The organism is Umezawaea sp. Da 62-37 (assembly GCF_032460545.1).
GTDB lineage: Bacteria > Actinomycetota > Actinomycetes > Mycobacteriales > Pseudonocardiaceae > Umezawaea.
Window position 1 is genome coordinate 3,332,587 of record NZ_CP135965.1, and the last position, 18,650, is coordinate 3,351,236.

Annotated in this window: 17 protein-coding genes; 7 read left to right on the forward strand and 10 right to left on the reverse strand. The window is 72.1% G+C overall.

Annotated elements, in window-relative coordinates:
• Positions 1-15 precede the first annotated feature (15 nt).
• The 3 genes from RM788_RS14565 to RM788_RS14575 form a co-directional block, all read right to left on the reverse strand.
• Positions 16-744 carry an aspartate/glutamate racemase family protein gene (locus tag RM788_RS14565; protein WP_315932177.1) on the reverse strand — a complete coding sequence of 243 codons (729 nt, stop codon included), beginning with the start codon at positions 742-744 and terminating at the stop codon, positions 16-18.
• 3 nt (positions 745-747) lie between these two features.
• Positions 748-2,244 carry an NCS1 family nucleobase:cation symporter-1 gene (locus RM788_RS14570; RefSeq protein ID WP_315932178.1) on the reverse strand — a complete coding sequence of 499 codons (1,497 nt, stop codon included), beginning with the start codon at positions 2,242-2,244 and terminating at the stop codon, positions 748-750.
• A 127-nt stretch (positions 2,245-2,371) separates the two neighbouring features.
• Positions 2,372-3,085, reverse strand: a complete 714-nt coding sequence (locus RM788_RS14575; RefSeq protein ID WP_315932179.1) for a GntR family transcriptional regulator — start codon at positions 3,083-3,085, stop codon at positions 2,372-2,374.
• Positions 3,086-3,154: 69 nt separating this feature from the next.
• On the opposite strand from RM788_RS14575, the gene RM788_RS14580 reads away from it, so the two are divergent.
• Positions 3,155-3,544 carry an MmcQ/YjbR family DNA-binding protein gene (locus RM788_RS14580; protein WP_315932180.1) on the forward strand — a complete coding sequence of 130 codons (390 nt, stop codon included), beginning with the start codon at positions 3,155-3,157 and terminating at the stop codon, positions 3,542-3,544.
• Here the strand turns inward: RM788_RS14580 and RM788_RS14585 are convergent.
• On the reverse strand, positions 3,526-3,951 hold the full coding sequence (locus RM788_RS14585) for a MarR family transcriptional regulator (RefSeq protein ID WP_315932181.1): 426 nt from the start codon (positions 3,949-3,951) through the stop codon (positions 3,526-3,528). The two genes, RM788_RS14580 and RM788_RS14585, sit on opposite strands and share 19 nt — an antisense overlap.
• Positions 3,952-4,008: 57 nt before the next feature.
• Between RM788_RS14585 and RM788_RS14590 the strand changes: the two genes are divergently transcribed.
• Positions 4,009-4,830 (forward strand): alpha/beta fold hydrolase, encoded by an 822-nt coding sequence (locus tag RM788_RS14590; RefSeq protein WP_315932182.1) that lies wholly within the window; start codon positions 4,009-4,011, stop codon positions 4,828-4,830.
• An 83-nt stretch (positions 4,831-4,913) separates the two neighbouring features.
• On the forward strand, positions 4,914-5,720 hold the full coding sequence (locus RM788_RS14595) for an alpha/beta fold hydrolase (RefSeq protein ID WP_315932183.1): 807 nt from the start codon (positions 4,914-4,916) through the stop codon (positions 5,718-5,720).
• Here the strand turns inward: RM788_RS14595 and RM788_RS14600 are convergent.
• Positions 5,710-6,879 carry a C39 family peptidase gene (locus RM788_RS14600; RefSeq protein ID WP_315934634.1) on the reverse strand — a complete coding sequence of 390 codons (1,170 nt, stop codon included), beginning with the start codon at positions 6,877-6,879 and terminating at the stop codon, positions 5,710-5,712. The genes RM788_RS14595 and RM788_RS14600 overlap by 11 nt on opposite strands.
• Before the next feature lie 179 nt (positions 6,880-7,058).
• On the opposite strand from RM788_RS14600, the gene RM788_RS14605 reads away from it, so the two are divergent.
• Positions 7,059-8,243 carry a glycoside hydrolase family 64 protein gene (locus RM788_RS14605; RefSeq protein WP_315932184.1) on the forward strand — a complete coding sequence of 395 codons (1,185 nt, stop codon included), beginning with the start codon at positions 7,059-7,061 and terminating at the stop codon, positions 8,241-8,243.
• Between the two features lie 90 nt (positions 8,244-8,333).
• On the opposite strand, the gene lspA is transcribed toward RM788_RS14605, so the two are convergent.
• A complete protein-coding gene (lspA, locus tag RM788_RS14610) occupies positions 8,334-8,933 on the reverse strand; it encodes a signal peptidase II (RefSeq protein WP_315932186.1) in 600 nt (199 codons plus the stop codon).
• Positions 8,934-8,955: 22 nt separating this feature from the next.
• Complete coding sequence (locus RM788_RS14615) at positions 8,956-9,456, reverse strand: O-acetyl-ADP-ribose deacetylase (RefSeq protein ID WP_315932187.1); 501 nt, start codon at positions 9,454-9,456, stop codon at positions 8,956-8,958.
• A gap of 84 nt (positions 9,457-9,540) precedes the next feature.
• On the opposite strand from RM788_RS14615, the gene RM788_RS14620 reads away from it, so the two are divergent.
• Positions 9,541-10,032, forward strand: coding sequence for a DnaJ family domain-containing protein (locus RM788_RS14620; protein WP_315932188.1), 492 nt, complete (start codon positions 9,541-9,543; stop codon positions 10,030-10,032).
• On the opposite strand, the gene RM788_RS14625 is transcribed toward RM788_RS14620, so the two are convergent.
• A complete protein-coding gene (locus tag RM788_RS14625; RefSeq protein ID WP_315932189.1) occupies positions 10,021-11,199 on the reverse strand; it encodes an aminotransferase-like domain-containing protein in 1,179 nt (392 codons plus the stop codon). The genes RM788_RS14620 and RM788_RS14625 overlap by 12 nt on opposite strands.
• Before the next feature lie 195 nt (positions 11,200-11,394).
• Positions 11,395-12,270 carry an alpha/beta fold hydrolase gene (locus RM788_RS14630; RefSeq protein WP_315932190.1) on the reverse strand — a complete coding sequence of 292 codons (876 nt, stop codon included), beginning with the start codon at positions 12,268-12,270 and terminating at the stop codon, positions 11,395-11,397.
• Positions 12,271-12,336: 66 nt separating this feature from the next.
• Here RM788_RS14630 and RM788_RS14635 point away from each other — a divergent pair, with 66 nt between their 5' ends.
• On the forward strand, positions 12,337-14,802 hold the full coding sequence (locus tag RM788_RS14635) for an AfsR/SARP family transcriptional regulator (RefSeq protein WP_315932191.1): 2,466 nt from the start codon (positions 12,337-12,339) through the stop codon (positions 14,800-14,802).
• Between the two features lie 33 nt (positions 14,803-14,835).
• Here RM788_RS14635 and RM788_RS14640 read toward each other — a convergent pair whose 3' ends face one another.
• The gene (locus tag RM788_RS14640) at positions 14,836-17,166 is read right to left on the reverse strand and encodes a beta-xylosidase/alpha-l-arabinosidase (protein ID WP_315932192.1); all 2,331 of its coding nucleotides are present in this window, start codon (positions 17,164-17,166) and stop codon (positions 14,836-14,838) included.
• Positions 17,167-17,371: 205 nt separating this feature from the next.
• On the opposite strand from RM788_RS14640, the gene RM788_RS14645 reads away from it, so the two are divergent.
• The gene (locus tag RM788_RS14645) at positions 17,372-18,649 is read left to right on the forward strand and encodes an extracellular solute-binding protein (RefSeq protein WP_315932194.1); all 1,278 of its coding nucleotides are present in this window, start codon (positions 17,372-17,374) and stop codon (positions 18,647-18,649) included.
• Position 18,650 lies beyond the last annotated feature (1 nt).

Consider the following 18,650-nt stretch of genomic DNA (forward strand, 5'->3'; position numbering starts at 1 on the left):
GCCCGACGGGTGCGGTCAGAGGCCGAACCCCTGCAACAGCCCGGTGTAGGGCTTCGGCAGCGGTCGGGCGAACTCGCCGCGCGCGCCGGTGCGCAGCCCCATCGCGACCAGCGACTGCACCTGGAGCGTCGCGGCCCGGACGCCGTCGACCACCGGGACGCCGATGGCCTCGGAGAGGTCCGCGCACAGCTCGGCCATGCCCGCGCAGCCGAGCACCACGGCGTCCGCGTCGTCCTCGGCGACGGCGGCCCGGCACGCCTCCGCCACCTTCTCCAGCGCGTCCGGGTCCTCGTCCAGTTCCAGCACGGGGATGTCGCACGCGTGCACGCCCGCGCAGAACCTCTCCACGCCGTACCGCTCCGCCAGGTCCCACGCCCGGCCGCGGGTGCGGTCGAGCGTGGTCACCACGGTGAACCGGCGGCCGAGGTAGGCGGCGGTGCGCATGGCCGCCTCGGCGATCCCGACCACCGGTCCCGCGGCCAGCTCACGGGCGGCGTCGAGGCCGGGGTCGCCGAAGCAGGCGATCACGTAACCGTCCACACCGGACTGCTCGCCGGCCGCGATCTCGGCCAGCACACCCGGAACGCTGAGCGCCTCGTCGTAGTGGCTCTCGATCGACGCGGGGCCCATGGCGGGGCTGACCGCGTCGACCGACGTGCCGGGGGCGGCCATGGCGAGCGCCGCCCCGTGGATGGAGCGGGTCATCGCCTTGCTGGTGTTCGGGTTGACGACCTTGATCAGCACGGCCTACTCGGCGATCTCGGCGCGCTTGGCCAGCACGGCGTAGACCGCGAAGCCCAGTGCCATGCCGATGAACCAGGTGTACTGGGCCGCGGACTTCATGCCGGGTCCGGTTGCCCACAGCACGGGGATCATCGCCACCGCGGCGCCGATCACCGTCGCGATGATCGCGGGCGGGTTGAAGCCGTTGCGGTACCAGTACTTCCCGGCGGGCGACATGGTGAACAGGTCGTCGACCACGACCCGCTGCCTGCGGATGAGGTAGTAGTCAGCGATCAGCACGCCGAACAGCGGGCCGATGAAGGCGCCGAGGGTCTCCAGCGTGTAGTGGATGACCTCGGGGCTGTTGTAGAGGTTCCACGGGGTGATGAGCACGGAGCCGACGGCGGCGATCATGCCGCCCGCGCGCCAGGAGATCTTCTGCGGGCTCACGTTGGAGAAGTCGAACGCGGGCGAGATGAAGTTCGCGACGATGTTGATGCCGATGGTCGCGATGGTGAACGTCAGCGCCCCCAGCACGATCGCCAGCGTGCTGTCGATCCTGGCCACCGTCTGCACCGGGTCGATGATCAGTTCGCCGTAGATCGGGATGGTCAGCGACGCCGTCACCACGACCAGGACGGAGAACACCAGGAAGTTGACCGGCAGGCCGAGCAGGTTGCCGCGCTTGACCGCCGCGAACGACTTGCCGTAGCGGGAGAAGTCGCCGAAGTTGAGCATGGGACCGGAGAAGTACGACACCACCAGCGCGATGGCGCCGAGCATGACCGGGACCGCCTGCGCGCCGGTGTACTTGACATCGCCCAGGTTGAAGTCGATCGCGCTCCAGCCCGCGCGGTGGATCAGGTAGCCCGTCAGCAGGAACATGACGACGTAGACGGCGGGGCCGCAGAAGTCGATGAACCTGCGGATCGTCTCCATGCCGGTCCAGAACACCGCGGCCTGGAGGATCCACAGCACCGTGAACGAGATCCAGCCGAGCAGCGGGAGACCGAGGAAGCCGTACTGCTGCACGTCGGCGTACGGGATGAGGCCGGGGAACAGCTTGAGCAGCGCCACTTCCAGCGCCGCCGACGCGAGGTAGGTCTGGATGCCGTACCAGGCGACGGCGATGAGCCCGCGGATGATCGCGGGGATGTTCGCGCCGCGCACGCCGAACACCGTGCGGCAGATGACCGGGTACGGCACGCCGGTGGCCTGGCTCGGCTTGGCGACCAGGTTGCAGAAGAAGTACACGATGCCGATGCCGACGAGCAGCGACACCAGCACCTGCCAGCTGTTGAGGCCGAGCATGAACAGGCTGCCCGCGGTGATGTAGCCGCCGACGCTGTGCACGTCGGACATCCAGAAGGCGAAGATGTTGTAGGAGCCCCAGGACTGCTCGGCCAGCGGGGCGAGGTCCTCGTTCGCGAGGCGCGGGTCGTACTCGGCCTTCAGGCCGCCGTGCGCCTCGACGACGGGCGGTGGGCGGAGGTCCTCAACGTGCGGCACGATCTCGGTCATGGTCACTCCCGGCTCGCCTCGTCCGAACGGCTTCGCCAGGTCAAAGTAGGAGCGCGATGTTACGCGTCCATCACGCGGAACATATATCTTGCCGGAGTGGCATACATCTTGCCGTGAACCGGATTCCTCAGTGCGGGTCGGCGAAGAGGCCGGTGTGCCGGGGCAGCAGTTCCAGCGACGACTGGAGCCGCCCGTGGTGCCTGCGGGCCGCCTCCAGCAGAGCGGCCGCGTCCCGCGCGACGAACGCCGCGAGCATCGCGTCGTGGTCGTTGTGCAGCTCCGCCCGTTCCGCCTCCGGCACGTGCGCCATCGGTTGCAGCGGCTCGGTCATGTTCCACGCGGACTCGAACATCCCGAGCAGCCGGAGCATCCCGCACGGCGCCACCAGCGCGAGGTGGAAGCTCCGGCTCTCCCGGTGGTAGGCGTGGGCGTCCTTGGCCCGCACGGCTTCCTCCAGGCCGCGGTGCGCCGCGCGGGCGTTCTCGTCGTCGGTCGCGTCCGCCGACCCGACCGCCGCCGCCAGCGCCGCGGCCTCCAGCACCCCGCGCACCAGGTACAGCTCCTCCAGCTCGCGGGCGGTCAGCTTCGCGACGGTGTAGCCCGCGTTCGGGCGGTGCTCCACCAGTCCCTCGCCGATCAGCGTCTTGAGCGACTCGCGCACCGGGATGCGGCTGACCCCGAACACCGCCGCGACCTCGTCGAGCGGGATCGGCGTGCCGGGCGGGACGCCGCCGTCGAGCAGGCACCGGCGCAACTCCGCGAGGATCGCGGCCTGCGAGCTGCCCGGCCGCTCGCTGACGAGCCGCGCGACCAGCACGGACCTGCTCCTGCGCCCTGGCATGCGACTCCCTCCGGGTTTCGCAGGAGGCTACGCGCCGGGTGTCGCCCCCGTGCGTCCTAGAGTTCCCGCATGGCCACCTGGGACGACGTGCACCGGCTCGCGATGGCGATGCCCGAGGCGGTGGAGCGCTCGCCGCGCGACTGGCGGGTCAAGGGCAAGGGGTTCGTCTCCGAGCGCCCGCTGCGCGCCGGCGACCTCGCGGCCCTCGGCCCGTCCGCGCCCGACGGGCCGATCATGGGCGTGCGGGTGGCGGACCTGGGCGTGAAGGAGGCCCTGCTCGCCGACGACCCGGACGTCTACTTCACGACGCCGCACTTCGACGGCTACGCCTCGGTGCTGGTGCGGCTCGACCGGATCGGGGTCGAGGAACTGGAGGAGCTGGTCGTCGAGGCGTGGCTGTGCAAGGCCCCGAAACGCCTGGCCAAGGCGTACCTCGACGATCAGGGCGCCAGCAGCTGAGCCAGCGCCCGCAGCGCCTCCGCGACCTCCGCGACCCGCCGCGGGTCGTCGGTGCCCAGCTCACCGGCCAGGGCCGCGTCGATGGTGGTCCCCCGCACCTCGGCGACCCGGTCGGACGTGGTGTCCGCCCGGCGGATGAGCCTGCGGCGGCGGTCGGTCGGGTCCGACGCGGTCTCGACGGACCCGGCCTCGGTGAGCCGCGCGACCGCGGTCGACACCTGGCTCTGCGGCAGGCGCGTGCGTTCGGCGATCGCGCCGACGGAGGTGTCGGGGTGGTCGAGGACATCGCTGAGCACGATCAGGACCACCCTCGTGCTGCCGCGGGTGCCGTCCGGGGGCGACGGCATGGCGTTCTCGCCGATCTTCATCAGGGTCCGGCCCAGCAGGAACAACTCGACACCGTTCACTTACCCATGGTCCATCTAATTCGATACATCTAATTCGATGGACTTTGGGGAGACACCATGGACTCGCTCGACGTCGGGGGCACGGCGCTCCACTACCGGGTCCGCGGTTCCGGGCCGTTGCTGCTGATCGCGCAGAGCGGCGAGGGCGACGCGGACCGCGGCCGGGACCTGGTGGACGCGCTGGTCGACGACCACACGGTGGTCACCTACGACCGGCGGGGGCTGTCGCGGAGCCGGTTCGACGGGCCGGTGACGATCGCCGACCACGCCGACGACGCGCACCGGCTGCTGGCCGCGCTCACCGACGAGCCCGCACTGGTGCTGGGTTGCAGCCTGGGGGCGGTCATCGGGCTGCACCTCGTGGCCCGCCACCCCGAGCAGGTCGGCGCGCTGGTCGCGCACGAACCGGTGGCGCCGTGGCTGCTGGCCGACGCCGACCGGCACCGGCGGGAACTGCTCGACGTCCAGGCGGAGTACCGGCGCGGCGGCCTGCCGGTGGCGTTGCGGGAGGTGGCGAGGGTGCTCGGGATCGACCCGGTCGGCCAGGACACCGAACCCGACCTCACGCCGGAGCCCATGACCCCGGCGCGCGCGGCCAACTTCGACTTCTTCCTCACCCGCGACCTCGACGCGATCGTGCGGGACGACCTGCGGCTGGACCCGACGTCGGTCCGGATCGTCCCGGCCGCGGGGCGGACGACCCCGAAGACGATCTTCGACTACCGGTGCGCCACGGCGCTGGCCGACCGACTGGGCGTCGCGGTCGAGGAGTTCCCCGGCGGGCACAACGGGAACACCACCCACCCGAGGGCCTACGCCGCCCGGCTGCGCGAGGTGCTCTCCGGGGCGCGGGAACCGGTGTCGCGCGCGGCGCGTTGAGGACGTCGTTGCCGTTCAACGGTTGTCGCGCTGGTGCACAACCGTCCGAAACGGACGAATCCACCTCAGCGAGGACACCCGAGATGTCGAACACCGAGCCGGCAGACCGCACCCTGGACGTCGACGGCGCACGCCTGCACTACGAAGTGCGCGGCCAGGGCCCCGTGCTGGTGTTCATCGGCAACCCGATGGGCGCCGCCGGGTTCGCGCCGATCAGGGCGCTGCTGACCGAGGACCACACGGTCGTGACCTACGACCCGCGCGGGATCGGACGCAGCACGCGGGACACCGACGGGGACTCGACGCCGGAGGTGCTGGCCGACGACGTCAGCCGGGTGATCGCGGCCGTGACGTCCGAGCCGGTGGCGCTGTTCGGCAGCAGCGGCGGCGCGGTCACCGGGCTCGCCCTGGTCACCCGGCACCCCGGCCTGGTGCGCACGCTGGTCGCGCACGAGCCGCCGCTGATCGGGTTCCTGCCCGAGGACGACCCCGCGCCCGCGGGCATGGACGAGGTGTTCGCGATCCACTTGGCGGACGGGCCCGCCGCCGCGATGGCCCGTTTCTTCGAAGTCGCCGGGTTCCGGGGCGGACCGGCGCAGTTCGGGCCGCCGCCCACCCTCGAGTCATTGGCGAAGGACGACTACTTCCTGCGGCACATGGCGGGCCCGACCGTCCGGTCCGCGCCCGACGTCGACGCGCTGCGCGCCTCGCCCACCAGGATCGCGATCGGCGTGGGCGAGGCGTCCGAGGGGCAGCTGGCCCACCGCGCGGCGACCGCGTTCGCGTCGGGGCTCGGGTCGCGGACCGTCGTGTTCCCCGGTGACCACATCGGGTTCCTGCTGGAGCCCGAGCCGTTCGCGAAGGCGCTGCGCGCGGAACTCAGCCGGTAGCGGGTTCGATCACGTAGACGATCCCGCCGGGACCGTCGGACACGGAGCCGTCCGCCTCGTGGCGCTTGGTGCGCAACCAGATCGTCTCGAACTGGGCGCGCCGGTAGACGTGGCGGACGGCCTCGTTCGACGGGGACGCCGGGTCGTTCGCGATCACGTCGCCGTCCTCGGTGAACCCGACGACGACCATGATGTGCCCCGCCGTGCCGTACCCGGCGCCGTCCAGCTCGTCCTCGCGGAACGACTGGGACGTGATCACCGGGACGCCGCGGGCGACGTAGGTCTCCAGCTCGGTCAGCGACCGCAGCCTGGTGATGTGCCCGCGCAGCCCGAAAGTGGCCGCGTAGGCCGTGTTGAACGGCCAGTTCCCGTCGCCGTCGTAGTCCAGGTCGTGCGTGTGCCCGGCCGCGTACTCGACGCTGCGGTCGGGGTGGGTCGGGTCTATCCCCGCCAGGTCGTCCGGCGTCGGGCCGCGACCCCAGTACTCGACGACCATCTCGGTGGACGTGGGGCTGCACAACGATTCGCCGCCCTCGTGCACGTTCTGCGAGTAGCGCGGCACCGGCAGTTCGACGCCGCGCGCGGGACCGGGCTCGCTGGCGGGCACGGTGAACGCGTCGGGGAGCGCGGACGCCATCGCGCCCGCCATCAGCAGCGTGGGCGTGGCCGTCGTGCCCTGCGCCCGGTAGAGCGTCACGCGGAGCTGGACCTCGCGCAAGGCGTGGCCCTCGGCCGCCTGGAACGTGTCGACGTCGACCCGCCCGTGCTCGTCGGACTGGTCGGGCACGCTGGTGCGCCTGATGTCGGTGTCCCCGGACGCCCACCGGCCCATGGCGTACCAGCCGGTGTCCGGGCCGCGCAGGTCGACCTGGAGCCACGTGCCCGCCGGGGTCAGGGCGTTCCACGACGCCACGACCTGCGTCGCGCCGAACTCCGCGGCGTGCCGCGGCGACGTCCAGCGGGCGAACTCGTAGCCGCCCTCGCTGCCGACGGGCGAGCCGATCACCAGGCCGTCACCGGAGGTCGAGGCGGTCACCCCCTCGGCCTCGCCCTGCGCGAACTCGGCGGCACCGCGCCATTCGCGGTAGTCGACGTGCGCGTCCGTGGCGACCGCTACCGGCACGATCATCGCGGCGCTCAACAGCAGGACACCGAGCATGTTCACCCACCACCTCTCGTTACCGATTCCCACGGTAGCGGTCAAGGCGGTGGGTAACCAACCGCCCATTCGGGAAACCCGCCCGACCCACGAGCTTCATTGCCCGTTGACACGGGACGGGTTGCCGCGCGACTGTGTGAGAGCGCTCTCACAACTCCATCCTGAGGAGGAGACAGCCGATGCTGGTCAAACGCAAGGTGCTTTCCCTGCTGGCGGCCGCGGCGACCGCGGCCACCGGACTCGCGGTCACGGCCCCCGTCGCCGAGGCGGTCCCGACGACCATCCCGCTGACGTTCACCAACAACTCCGGCCGCGGCGACCAGATCTACATCTACAACCTGGGCACGCTGCTCTCGACGGGCCAGCAGGGCTGGGCCGACGCGAACGGCGGGTTCCACGCGTGGCCCGCGGGCGGCAACCCGCCGACCCCCGCGCCCGACGCGTCCATAGCCGGGCCCGCGAACGGGCAGTCCAAGACGATCCAGATGCCCAAGTTCTCGGGTCGGGTCTACTTCTCCTACGGGCAGAAGCTGGTCTTCAAGGTGACCACGGGCGGGCTCGTGCAGCCCGCCGTGCAGAACCCGTCCGACCCGAACGTCAACATCCTGTTCAACTGGTCCGAGTACACCCTGAACGACGCGGGCCTGTGGCTGAACAGCACCCAGGTCGACTTCTTCTCGGCGCCCTACAACGTCGGCGTGCGGACCGCGAGCGGGACGACCAAGACCACCGGGAAGCTCAAGTCGGGCGGCTACAACGGCGTCATCAACGGCCTGCGCGCCCAGTCCGGCTGGTCCGGCCTGGTCCGGACCCGGTCGGACGGCTCGGTCGTGCGCGTCCTCGCCCCCGGCCACGGGATCGAGGCGGGCGGCCTCTCGTCGACCGTCATGAACGACTACGTCAACCGCGTCTGGACGAAGTACGCGTCCTCGACGCTCACCGTGACCCCGTTCGCCGACCAGCCGAACACGAAGTACTTCGGCCGGGTGTCGGGCAACTCGATGAACTTCACCAACAGCGCGGGCCAGCAGGTCACGTCGTTCCAGAAGCCCGACTCGGACTCGATCTTCGGCTGCTACAAGCTGCTCGACGCGCCGAACGACCTGGTCAGGGGCCCGATCTCGCGGACGCTGTGCGCCGGGTACAACCGGTCGACGCTGCTGACCAACCCGAACCAGCCCGACGCGAACAACGCGAACTTCTACAAGGACGGCGTGACCAACCACTACTCCCGCGTCATCCACTCCCAGATGGTCGACGGCAAGGCCTACGGCTTCGCCTTCGACGACGTCGGCGCGCACGAGTCGCTCGTCAACGACGGCAACCCGCAGCAGGCCTACATCACGCTCGACCCGTTCAGCTAGTCGCCGGTCCGCGTCGCGGAGAGCCGTCCTGCAACGGGCTCCGCACAGCGGGAACCCGCGGGCCGGTCGCCTCGTGCGACCGGCCCGCGCTCAGTTCTCGGTGGTCTTGCCGTTCTCAACCGCCCGCTCGGCCTCAGCGGCTCTCTCGGCCTCAGTCGCACGCTCAGCCTCGGCGGCCTTCTCGCTCTTGGCGGCCCGCTCGGCCTCGCGGTCGCTGCGGAACGTGAGGACCACGAACAGCACGGCTCCCGCGAACAGGGCGATGTCCGCGACGTTGCCGACGAAGTACCCGTTGTAGTCGATGAAGTCGACGACGTGCCCGCGCGCGAAGCCCGGAGCGCGGAACAGGCGGTCGAGCAGGTGCGTGACGGCGCCGCCGAGCAGCAGCGCCAGCGCGATGGCCCGGCTCCCGGTCTGCGGCTGGGTCGCCAGGCGCAGCAGCACCACCGCCGCGATGGCCGCCAGCACGGTGAAGATCCACGTGGACCCGGTGCCGATGGAGAACGCCGCGCCGGGGTTGTAGAGCAGGCGGAACTGGAGGACGTCGCCGATCACCCGGATGGGCGCCCTGTCCTTCAGCGTGGACTCGGCCCAGTACTTCGTGGCCTGGTCGACCGCGAGGACAAGTGCCGCCACGGTCAGCACGACCGCCGTCCGACGGGTCGCGGTGGGTGCTGGGGTATCCGTCACCGGAGGAGGGTATCCGGTCGGGTCAGCGGGCCAGTTCGGCGTTGAGCAGGTCGCGCGACTCCTCGTCGAACGCCACCAGTCGCACCTCGTCGACGTCCGTCGGGGTCGCGCCGATCGTCGCCACGGCGATCCGCGCGGCCTGGTCGGGCGGGAACCCGTACACGCCGGTGGCGATCGCCGGGAACGCGACGGTGCGCGCCCCGAGCCCGTCGGCCACCTCCAGGCAGCGCCGGTAGCAGGACGCGAGCACCTCGGCCTCCCCCTCCGCGCCGCCCTCCCACACCGGGCCGACGGTGTGGATGACGTGGCGCACCGGCGCGAAGTCGAACGCGGGCGTGGCCACCGCGTCACCGGGATCGCAGGGACCGACGACGGCTCCCGCCTCCGCCAGCCGCGGTCCCGCCGCCCGGTGGATCGCGCCGTCGACCCCACCGCCTCCCATCAGCGACTCGTTCGCCGCCGTGACCACCGCGTCGACCCGCTCCCGCGTGATGTCACCGAGTACCACTTCGATCCGGGCCATGCCCCGATCATGCCGTTCGACCGGCCGGGCGACCGCCGTGTTCGCGCAGGGCTCACCCCCTCCGGTCCGGGCACAATCGGGGGTATGACGGAGCGAAAACCCGCCGATGTCAGCTTCGAGTCGTGGATCGACCGCCAGATCCGCGAGGCGACCGACCGGGGCGAGTTCGACAACCTCCCCGGCACCGGCGAACCGCTGCCCGGTCTCCAGGGGCCGGTCGAGGAGCAGTGGTGGCTGAAGGACCACCTGCGCCGGGAGAACCTGCCGACCGACGCCCTCCTGCCCACTCCCCTGCTGCTGCGCAAGGAGATCAACGCCCTCCCCGACACCGTCAAGGGCCTGCGCACCGAGCAGGAGGTCCGCGCCCTCGCCGCCGACCTGAACCTGCGCGTCGTCGAATGGCTCCGCTTCGGCACCGGCCCCCGCGTCCCCCTCGCCCCGGTGAACGTGGACAAGGTGGTCGACGCCTGGCGCACCGCCCGCACCCCCGTCCGCGCTCCGGCACCACCGGTACCGGAGCGACCGGCCCCGCGGGTCAGGTGGTGGCACCGCTGGACCCGCCCGTCAGCGGACTGACCGGTCACCGCCCAGGGCCTCGGCGAGCCGCGCCATGCCCTCGGTGATCCGGGCGGGTGTGTTGGTGGTGAACGACAGCCGCAACGTCGCCTGGTCCGGGGTCGTGGCGTAGAACGGCGCGCCCGGCACGTAGGCGACGTCGTGGGCCAGCGCGGTCGGCAGTGCCCCGGTGGTGTTCGCGCCCTCCGGAAGGGTCACCCACACGAACATGCCGCCGTCCGGGTCGGTCCACGTGGTGCCCGGCGGGGTGGTCGAGGGCAGGGCGGCGATCATCGCGTCCCGGCGCGAGCGGTACGCGGTGCGGAGGCCCGCGATGTGCGCGTCCAGGTCCGCCGCGGCCAGGTAGATCGCCGCGGCGGCCTGGTCGATGGTCGAGGTGTGCAGGTCGGCGGCCTGCTTGACGATCACCAGCGTCCGCAGCAGTGACTCCGGCGCGCGCAGCCAGCCCAGGCGCAGGCCCGGCGCGCCGATCTTGGAGAAGCTGCCCAGGTGCAGGACGTGGTCGGAGCCCACCGCGAGCGGCGCGATCGGCTCACCCCGGTAGCGCAGCTCGCCGTACGGGTCGTCCTCCACCACCCACAGGTCGTGGGCCGCCGCGAGCGCGGCGATGGCGGTCCGCCGCTCGGCCGGGAGGGTCCGCCCGGTGGGGTTGGCGAACGTCGGCACCAGGTACACCAGCGACGGCCGTTCGGCCTTGATCACCTCTTCCAGCGACTCCGGCACCATCCCGTGCTCGTCGGACGCGACCGCGACCACACGGGCACCCGCCATCCGGAAGCACTGGAGGGCCGCCAGGTACGTCGGCTCCTCGACGGCGACGACCGCGCCGGGGCCGAGCAGCGCCGAGGTCACCAGGGTGAGCGCCTGCTGGGAGCCGGTCGTGATCAGCAGGTCGTCCCCGGTGGTCGGCAGCCCCTTGCCCGTCATCCGGGCGGCCACCAGCGACCGCAGCGCGCGGTTCCCCTCGGTGGGCGCGTACTGGAGGTTGTCCCGGCCCGCGGGCTCGGACAGCGCCTGGTGGAACGCCATCCGCAGGCCGGTCAGGTCGAACAGCTCCGGCGCGGGCAGCCCGCCCGCGAACGAGATCACCTCCGGCCGCGAGGTGAGCGCCAGCAGGTCGCGGACGGGTGAACTGGTCACGTGCTTGGTCGAACCGGTGGGCGGCATGGCGATCCTCGGAATCCGCGGTGGGGCCGCGGTGCGGAGGCGGTCGTACCGCCGGACACGCGCGCGGGGCGGGCTGCACTGGTCGAGGAGCCGCCCCCAGCCTACCGCTCAGCCGTCCGGCCTCGCGATGATCGAGAACTCGGTGCCGAACGGGTCCGCGACGGTCGGGACGTGCTGAACCGACGATTCCGGGCCCTACCGACTCCGCAAGAACCTCAGCACCCGCTCGGTCACGGGCCCCGTGTCGTCGAACATGCCCAGGTCGTGACCGCTGTCCGGCCACAGTTCGACCTCGGCGTGCGGCACCAGTTCCCGGAGCCGGGCGGCCGCGCGGGTGGCGTCGTGCACCGCGTTGCGGGCGCCGAACACCGCGAGCACCGGGATCCGCACGGCGCGGAGCGCGTCCTCCGGAGGCGGCAGGAGCATCGGCAGCTTCGGCCGGGACGCGCGCGTCCCGACGAGGACGACGCGCCCGTCGGGCCGGTCCAGCACGTCGTCGTTCCCGAACGAGTGGCGCAGGAACCAGCGCATCGCCCGGTCCGAGCCCACCGCCGCGGCGAGCACGGCGCGCCACATGACCGCCGGGTGGTACGTCGACGTCACGGTCGTCGGTTCCAGCAGGCTGAGCGTCGCCACCCGCGTCGGGTCGCGCACGACCAACGCCACGCCCAGCCACCCGCCCGCGGACACCCCCACCACGTGGACACCGCTCAGCCCCAGCCCTTCCAGCACCTCCTCCAGCGCCCGCGCCCGGTCGGCCGCGCTCGCCAACGGCCTCGTCTGCACGCTCCCGCCCGCCTCGCCGAGCGCGTCGACCGCGTAGACCGGGTTGCGCTCGGCGAAGGCGCCGAGGAACGGCCCCCAGCCCGCCGACGTGGACATGAACCCGTGCAGCAGCACGATCGGCGCCCCCTCGTCGGGGCCGTGCCGGTAGACCCTGGTGGTGCCGAAGGACGTCGGCACGTCGTACTGCTCGACCGGTCTCGGACCCGCGGCCATCGCTTCCCGGTAGGCCACCGCGAACCGCTGCTCCGCCTCCGGACTCCGGAATCCCCCGATGCGTTCTCCCATGCGGCCCACGATCGGCCCGCGCACGGGGATACTTCTGGACGAACGCTTGAATCCGCAGGTCAGGGGGTGCCCGTGGAGTTCCGGCTGCTGGGTGGGGTCGAAGCGCTCCGCGACGGCGTCCCGGTGGACCTCGGTCCGGCCAGGCAGCGGTGCGTGCTGGCGGCGCTGCTGGTCGAGCCGAGCGCGGCCGTGCCCGCGGATCGGCTGATCGAGCGCGTGTGGGCGGACCGCGCGCCGCAACGGGTGCGCGGCGCGCTGCACAGCCACCTCACCCGGCTGCGCCGCGCGCTGCCCGGCGTGCCGATCCCGCACGGGCCAGGCGGGTACGTGCTGCGGGTCGACGAGGAGGCCGTGGACCTGCACCGGTTCCGCGCGCTGGTCCGGCAGGCCCGCACGGCGCCGGACGACGACGCGGCGGTGCTGTTCGAGCAGGCGACGGGGCTGTGGCGCGGGGAACCGTTCGGGGACCTGGACACGCCGTGGCTCACGGCGGTCCGCGCCGGGCTGGAACGGGAACGGGTCGCGGCCGAACTCGACCACGCGGACCTCGAACTCCGGCGCGGCGGGCACGCCGGTCTGATCGCCCCGCTCACGGCCCGCGCCGCCCGGCACCCGCTGGACGAACGCCTTGCCGCGCAACTGGTCCTGGCCCTCTACCGGGCAGGCAGGCGAGCCGACGCGCTGGAGCACCACCGGCGGACCAGGGAGCTGCTGGCGGAGGAACTCGGGGTCGATCCCAACCCGCACCTGGTGGAACTGCACCGGCGCGTGCTCGCGTCGGACCCGCGGCTCACCGATCCCGTGCCCCGGCAGCTGCCCGCGGCGCCGGGGTTGTTCACCGGCCGGACCGCCGAACTGGCCGCGCTGGACGTCCCGGCGCCGGTACTGGTGATCAGCGGGGCCGGCGGGATCGGGAAGACGTGGCTCGCGTTGCACTGGGCGCACGGGCAGCGGTTCCCCGACGGCAAGCTGTTCGTGGACCTGCGCGGCTTCGACCCGTCGGGTGAGCCGTTGGACCCCTCCACCGCCCTGCGCGGCTTCCTCGACGCCCTCGGTGTGCCGCCCGCCGCCGTTCCACCGGACCAGGACGCTCGCGCCGGGCTGTACCGCAGTCTGCTGGTGGAGCGGCGGATGGTGATCGTACTGGACAACGCGCGCGACTCCGCCCAGGTCGTCCCGCTGCTGCCCGGTGCCTCCGCCAGCACGGTCGTGGTCACCAGTCGCGACCGGTTGATCGGGCTGACCACCGGGCACGGCGCCCGGTCGGTCGTGCTCGACGTGCTGTCCGAAGAGGACTCGCGGGTGCTGCTGGCCAGGCGGCTGGGGGCGGAACGGGTCGTGGACCCGGAGGTCGTCACGTGGTGCGGAGGGTCGCCGCTGGCACTGGCGCTGGTGGCCGGGCAGGCGGCGGAACACCCGGAGTTCCCCCTCACCGCGCCGGACGAAGGGGATCTGTCGACGGTGCTGTCCTGGTCCTACGACGCCCTGCCACCCGAGCACGCGTCGGCGTTCCGGCTGCTGGGGAGCGCGCCGGGGCCGGACATCGGCGTGGCGGCGGCCGCCGTGCTGACCGGGCGGCCGGAGTCGGTGTTGCGGGCGCTGGAACGGGTCTCCCTGCTGGCGCGGCACTCCCCCGGCCGCTACCGGATGCACGACCTCGTCCGCCGGTACGCGCGTGAGCTGCCCGATCCCGACCGGCCCGCCGCACTGGCGCGCCTGCTGGAGCACTACACCCGCACGGCTCGCGCGGCCCGCGCTCCGCTGGACCCCGAGCCCTCACCGCTCCCCCTCGAACCCGAGGGGACCTTCGCCGACGACACCGCCGCGCTCCGCTGGTTCGACGCCGAACACCAGTGCCTGCTGGCTGCGCTCGACGAGGCCGACGACCTCACCGCGTGGCACCTGGCGTGGACGCTGCACCCGTTCCTGTTCCGGCGCGGGCACCACCGGTGGCACGCGGATTCCTGGCGGCGTGGGCTGGAAGCCGCCGAACGGCTGGGGAACCGGCGTGTTCTCGCCATGGCGCACCAGCTCCACGGGTACGCGTGCTCGGCCGTGGGGAAGCTCGACGAGTCGCTGGAGCACCTCGAACGGGCGCTGGAGCTGGCCGGGGAACGGCGGTTCGAAGGGCACGTGCGGCTGTGCCTGGCGGGGACGCGGTCGTTGCGCGGGGAGAAGGCGCCCGCGGCGGCGCACGCGACCGAAGCGGTGGCGATCTTCCGCGAGGTCGGGGACCGGGTGTGGGAGGCGTTGGCGCTGAACGCCGCCGGGTGGGCGGCGGCGGAGCTGGGTGATCACCGGCGGGCGGCGGAGTACTGCTCGGCCGGGCTCGTGCTGGCGCGCGAGGACGGGAACCGGTACGGGGAGGCCGCGGCGCTGGACTCGTTGGGGTTGCTGGCGCAGGCCTCCGGGGCGGAGGCGGACGCGATCGGGCACTACCGCGAGGCGCTGGGGCTGTACCGGGAACTCGGCGCCGCGCGGAGCGAGGCCGCGACGGTGGAGCGGTTGCGGGGGTTGGGTTCCACCGACTGAACCCGCCCCCCGCAACCGCGATCGCCGTCGGATCTAGTCCAGCACCACTTCCGTGGTGAGCACGCGGTCGTGGCCGACCCGCCTGGTCTCGCCGACGAGGTCGAACCCGCCGGTCAGGCGGATGTCCTCGCTGGAGGCGCCGACGAGCACGTGCAGCGCGCCCGGCTCGACGATGCGGTGGCCCGCCACGCCGGTGAAGGAGGTGCGGTCGGCGTGCAGGCGGAACGAGACCCGCCTGGACTGGCCCGCGTCGAGCTCCACCCTGGTGAAACCGGCCAGCTGGCGGACCGGCCTGGTGACGGTGGCGACGGGGTCGTGCAGGTAGAGCTGGACGATCTCGGTGCCGGAGCGGGGACCGGTGTTGGTGACGGTGCAGGAGATGGTGATCTCCCCGTCCGTCGGGACCTCGGCGCCGGACAGTTCGAGGGCGTCGTAGGCGAACGTGGTGTAGGACAGGCCGTGGCCGAACGGGTAGAGCGGGGTCGGGTCGGCCGAGCTGACGCCGCCGGGGCCGCCGAGCTTGGCGTGCAGGTAGGTGGTGGGCTGGCCGCCGGGCCCCTTGGGCACCTGGACCGGGAGCTTGCCGGACGGGTTGACGCGGCCGCTGAGGACGCCCGCGATGGCGGAGGCGCCCTCCTCGCCGGGGAAGAAGGCCTGGACGACGGCGGCGGTGCCGGGGAAGTCGCCGAGCGCGTAGGGCCTGCCCGCGACCAGGACGAGCACGACCGGCACGTCGGCGTCGACCAGCGCGGCCAGCAGGTCGGCCTGCACGCCGGGCAGGGTCAGGTCTTCGGCGTCGCAGCCCTCGCCGGAGGTGCCGCGGCCGAACAGGCCCGCGCGGTCGCCGAGCACGGCGACGCAGACGTCCGCCGAGCGGGCGACCCGGATGGCCTCGGCGAGGCCGCCGACGTCCGGTCCATCGACGGTGCAGCCCTGCGCGGTGACGACGTCGGCGTCCGGGAACTCGGAACGGATGGCTTCGAGCACCGAGGCGACCTCGACGCCGAGCGGCTCGTCGGGGTGCTGGACGCCGACGTGGCTCGGGAACGAGTAGCAGCCCATCAGCGACAGCACCTCGTCCGCGCACGGGCCGACGACGGCGATGCGGGGCGGGGCCTCCAGCGGCAGCGAGCCGCGGTGGTTGTCCAGCAGCACGACGGACCGCTCGGCCATCGTGCGGGCCAGCGAGCGCAGGCCGGGCGGGTCGAGGTCGACCGGTTCGGCCCGCAGCACCGCCGGGGACTCCGGTTCCCAGTCGGCGTCGAGCAGACCCAGTTCGCACTTCTGCCGCAGCACGTAGGTGAGCGCGCGGTCGACCAGCTCCTCCGGCACCTCGCCGGAGCGGACCAGGTCGGCCAGCGGCTCGCCGTAGCAGCGCACGGTCGGCAGCTCCACGTCGACGCCCGCCGCGAGCGCCAGCGCCGCGGCCTGCCCCGGCGACGCGGCGATGCCGTGCGCGGTCTCCAGGAACGACACCGCGAAGTAGTCGGACACCAGGACCCCGCGGAAGCCCCACTGGTCGCGCAGCAGGTCGGTCAGCAGCACGGGGTTCGCGGCGGGCGGCACGCCGTCGACGTCGGCGTAGGACTGCATCACCGACCGCGCCCCGCCCAGGCGCAGCGCCATCTCGAACGGCGGCAGCACCACGTCGGCGAACTCGCGCGGCCCGATGGACACCGGGGCGTGGTTGCGGCCCGCGGCGGAGGCCGAGTAGCCCGCGAAGTGCTTGAGGGTCGCGACGACCCCCGTCGACTCCAGGCCGCGGGTGTAGGCGGAGCCGAGGAGCCCGACGAGGTACGGGTCCTCGCCGATCGACTCCTCCGTGCGGCCCCACCTGGGGTCGCGGACGACGTCGAGCACGGGCGCGAGGCCCTGGTGCACGCCGAGGTCGCGCAGCTGGCCGCCGATCTCGGTGGCCATCCGCTCCACGATCGCCGGGTCGAACGTCGCGCCCCAGGCCAGCGGCGTCGGGAACACGGTGGCCTGCCAGGCGGTGAACCCGGACAGGCACTCCTCGTGCGCCATCGCCGGGATGCCCAGCCGCGACCCCGCGACGAGCTTGCGCTGGGTTTCGGCCAGCACCCTCGCCCCGACCAGCGGGTCGATCGGACGGGTGCCGAACACCCGCGTCAGCTGCCCGAGGCCGGGTTTCGTCAGTTCGGCCCACGACGGCAACGGCTCGGAGAACTCGTGCTGGGCGGGTGCGACCTCGGCGTCGTCCGAGGACACCCCCACCCACACGCCCACGAGCTGGGCGAGCTTCTCCTCGATCGTCATGTCGCGCACCACCAGGTCGACGCGCTCGTCGACAGGACGGGACGGATCGGCCCAAGCCGCTCCGGTGGTCCGGGAATCGTCGTGCACGCCCGCTCCTCCTCCACGCAAGTTCCAAGCTGTTTCCCGATACTATCGGAAACACTTCGAAACACAATGAGCAGCAAGAACAGCACAATTAGGCCACAAAAGTGACCCTTGACACCCTATTGGGACAGCCCTACTGTCTCCGCAAGTCGTACATGTTTCGAAATGTTTCGACACTCCGCATCGTGGCAGAGAGGAAGGCGGTCGCATGTTCCGCCGATCGAGGACGCGCCCCCTGATCGCACTGGTCGCACTGGTGGCCGCGGTGGCCGCCTGCGGCACCTCGGGCCCGTCAGGTGGGGGTGACGGCGGCCCCTTCAAGGTCTGGGCCCTCCAGGACCCCGTGCTCAACCCCATCGAGAAGACCTCCGTCGAGGGAGGGGGTGGAGCGCTGGAGACCTTCGGCAACGACCCGTACAAGCAGAAGGTCAGGGTCGCGATCGGCTCGCCGAACGCGCCGGACGTCTTCTTCAACTGGGGCGGCGGCAACCTCAAGGAGTACGTCGACGCCGGCAAGATCGAGGACCTGACGCCGGTCCTCGACGCGAACAGCGCCCTGAAGGACGCGTTCCTGCCCAGCGTGCTCGACGGCGCGAAGATCGACGGCAAGTACTACGGTCTGCCGATGCGCGGCATGCAGCCGGTGGTCCTCTTCTACAACAAGGACCTCTTCACCTCGGCGAACGTCCAGCCCCCGTCCACGTGGGACGACCTGCTCACGCTCGTGGACACGTTCAAGGGCAAGGGCATCCAGCCCATCGCGCTGGCGGGCTCGCAGGCGTGGACCGAGCTGATGTGGATCGAGTACCTGCTCGACCGGGTCGGCGGGTCCGAGGTGTTCCAGAACATCCGGGACAAGGGCCCCGCGGGCTGGAAGGACCCGGCCGTGCTGGAGGCGGCGACCAAGGTGAAGGAACTCGTCGACCGCGGCGGCTTCGGCACCAACTACGCCTCCGTCGGCTACGACGTCGGCGGCGCGTCCACGATCCTCGCCCAGGGCAAGGCCGCGATGCACCTCATGGGCTCCTGGGAGTACACGAACCAGCTCGGCCAGTCGCCGGACTTCGTGAAGAACGACAAGCTGGGCTGGGTCACCTTCCCGAGCGTCACGGGCGGCAAGGGCAAGCCCGACACGGTGGTGGGCAACGCGTCCAACTACTACTCGATCACGTCGTCCTCGAAGTCGTTGGAGGCGGCCAAGAAGTTCGTCTCGACCGCGCTGACCGACGACAAGTACGTGCAGTCGCTGATCGACGCGGGTGACGTGCCCGCGGTGGCAGGCGTGAAGGACAAGCTCGCCAAGGCCGCGAACTCCGAGTACACGACCTGGATCTACGAGCAGGTGGAGAAGGCGTCCACGTTCCAGCTGTCCTGGGACCAGGACCTGCCCGCGGACCAGGCGACCAAGATGCTGACCCAGCTCCAGGAGCTGTTCCTCGGCAAGCTCGCCCCGCAGGCGTTCGTCGACTCGTTGGCGCAGGGCTGAC

Coding starts and splice junctions, on each gene's coding strand:
- RM788_RS14570 (WP_315932178.1), bottom strand. CDS start 2,244: ATGACCGAGATCGTGCCGCACGTTGAGGACCTCCGCCCACCGCCCGTC.
- RM788_RS14575 (WP_315932179.1), bottom strand. CDS start 3,085: ATGCCAGGGCGCAGGAGCAGGTCCGTGCTGGTCGCGCGGCTCGTCAGC.
- RM788_RS14580 (WP_315932180.1), top strand. CDS start 3,155: ATGGCCACCTGGGACGACGTGCACCGGCTCGCGATGGCGATGCCCGAG.
- RM788_RS14590 (WP_315932182.1), top strand. CDS start 4,009: ATGGACTCGCTCGACGTCGGGGGCACGGCGCTCCACTACCGGGTCCGC.
- RM788_RS14595 (WP_315932183.1), top strand. CDS start 4,914: ATGTCGAACACCGAGCCGGCAGACCGCACCCTGGACGTCGACGGCGCA.
- RM788_RS14600 (WP_315934634.1), bottom strand. CDS start 6,879: ATGCTCGGTGTCCTGCTGTTGAGCGCCGCGATGATCGTGCCGGTAGCG.
- RM788_RS14605 (WP_315932184.1), top strand. CDS start 7,059: ATGCTGGTCAAACGCAAGGTGCTTTCCCTGCTGGCGGCCGCGGCGACC.
- RM788_RS14615 (WP_315932187.1), bottom strand. CDS start 9,456: ATGGCCCGGATCGAAGTGGTACTCGGTGACATCACGCGGGAGCGGGTC.
- RM788_RS14620 (WP_315932188.1), top strand. CDS start 9,541: ATGACGGAGCGAAAACCCGCCGATGTCAGCTTCGAGTCGTGGATCGAC.
- RM788_RS14625 (WP_315932189.1), bottom strand. CDS start 11,199: ATGCCGCCCACCGGTTCGACCAAGCACGTGACCAGTTCACCCGTCCGC.
- RM788_RS14630 (WP_315932190.1), bottom strand. CDS start 12,270: ATGGGAGAACGCATCGGGGGATTCCGGAGTCCGGAGGCGGAGCAGCGG.
- RM788_RS14645 (WP_315932194.1), top strand. CDS start 17,372: ATGTTCCGCCGATCGAGGACGCGCCCCCTGATCGCACTGGTCGCACTG.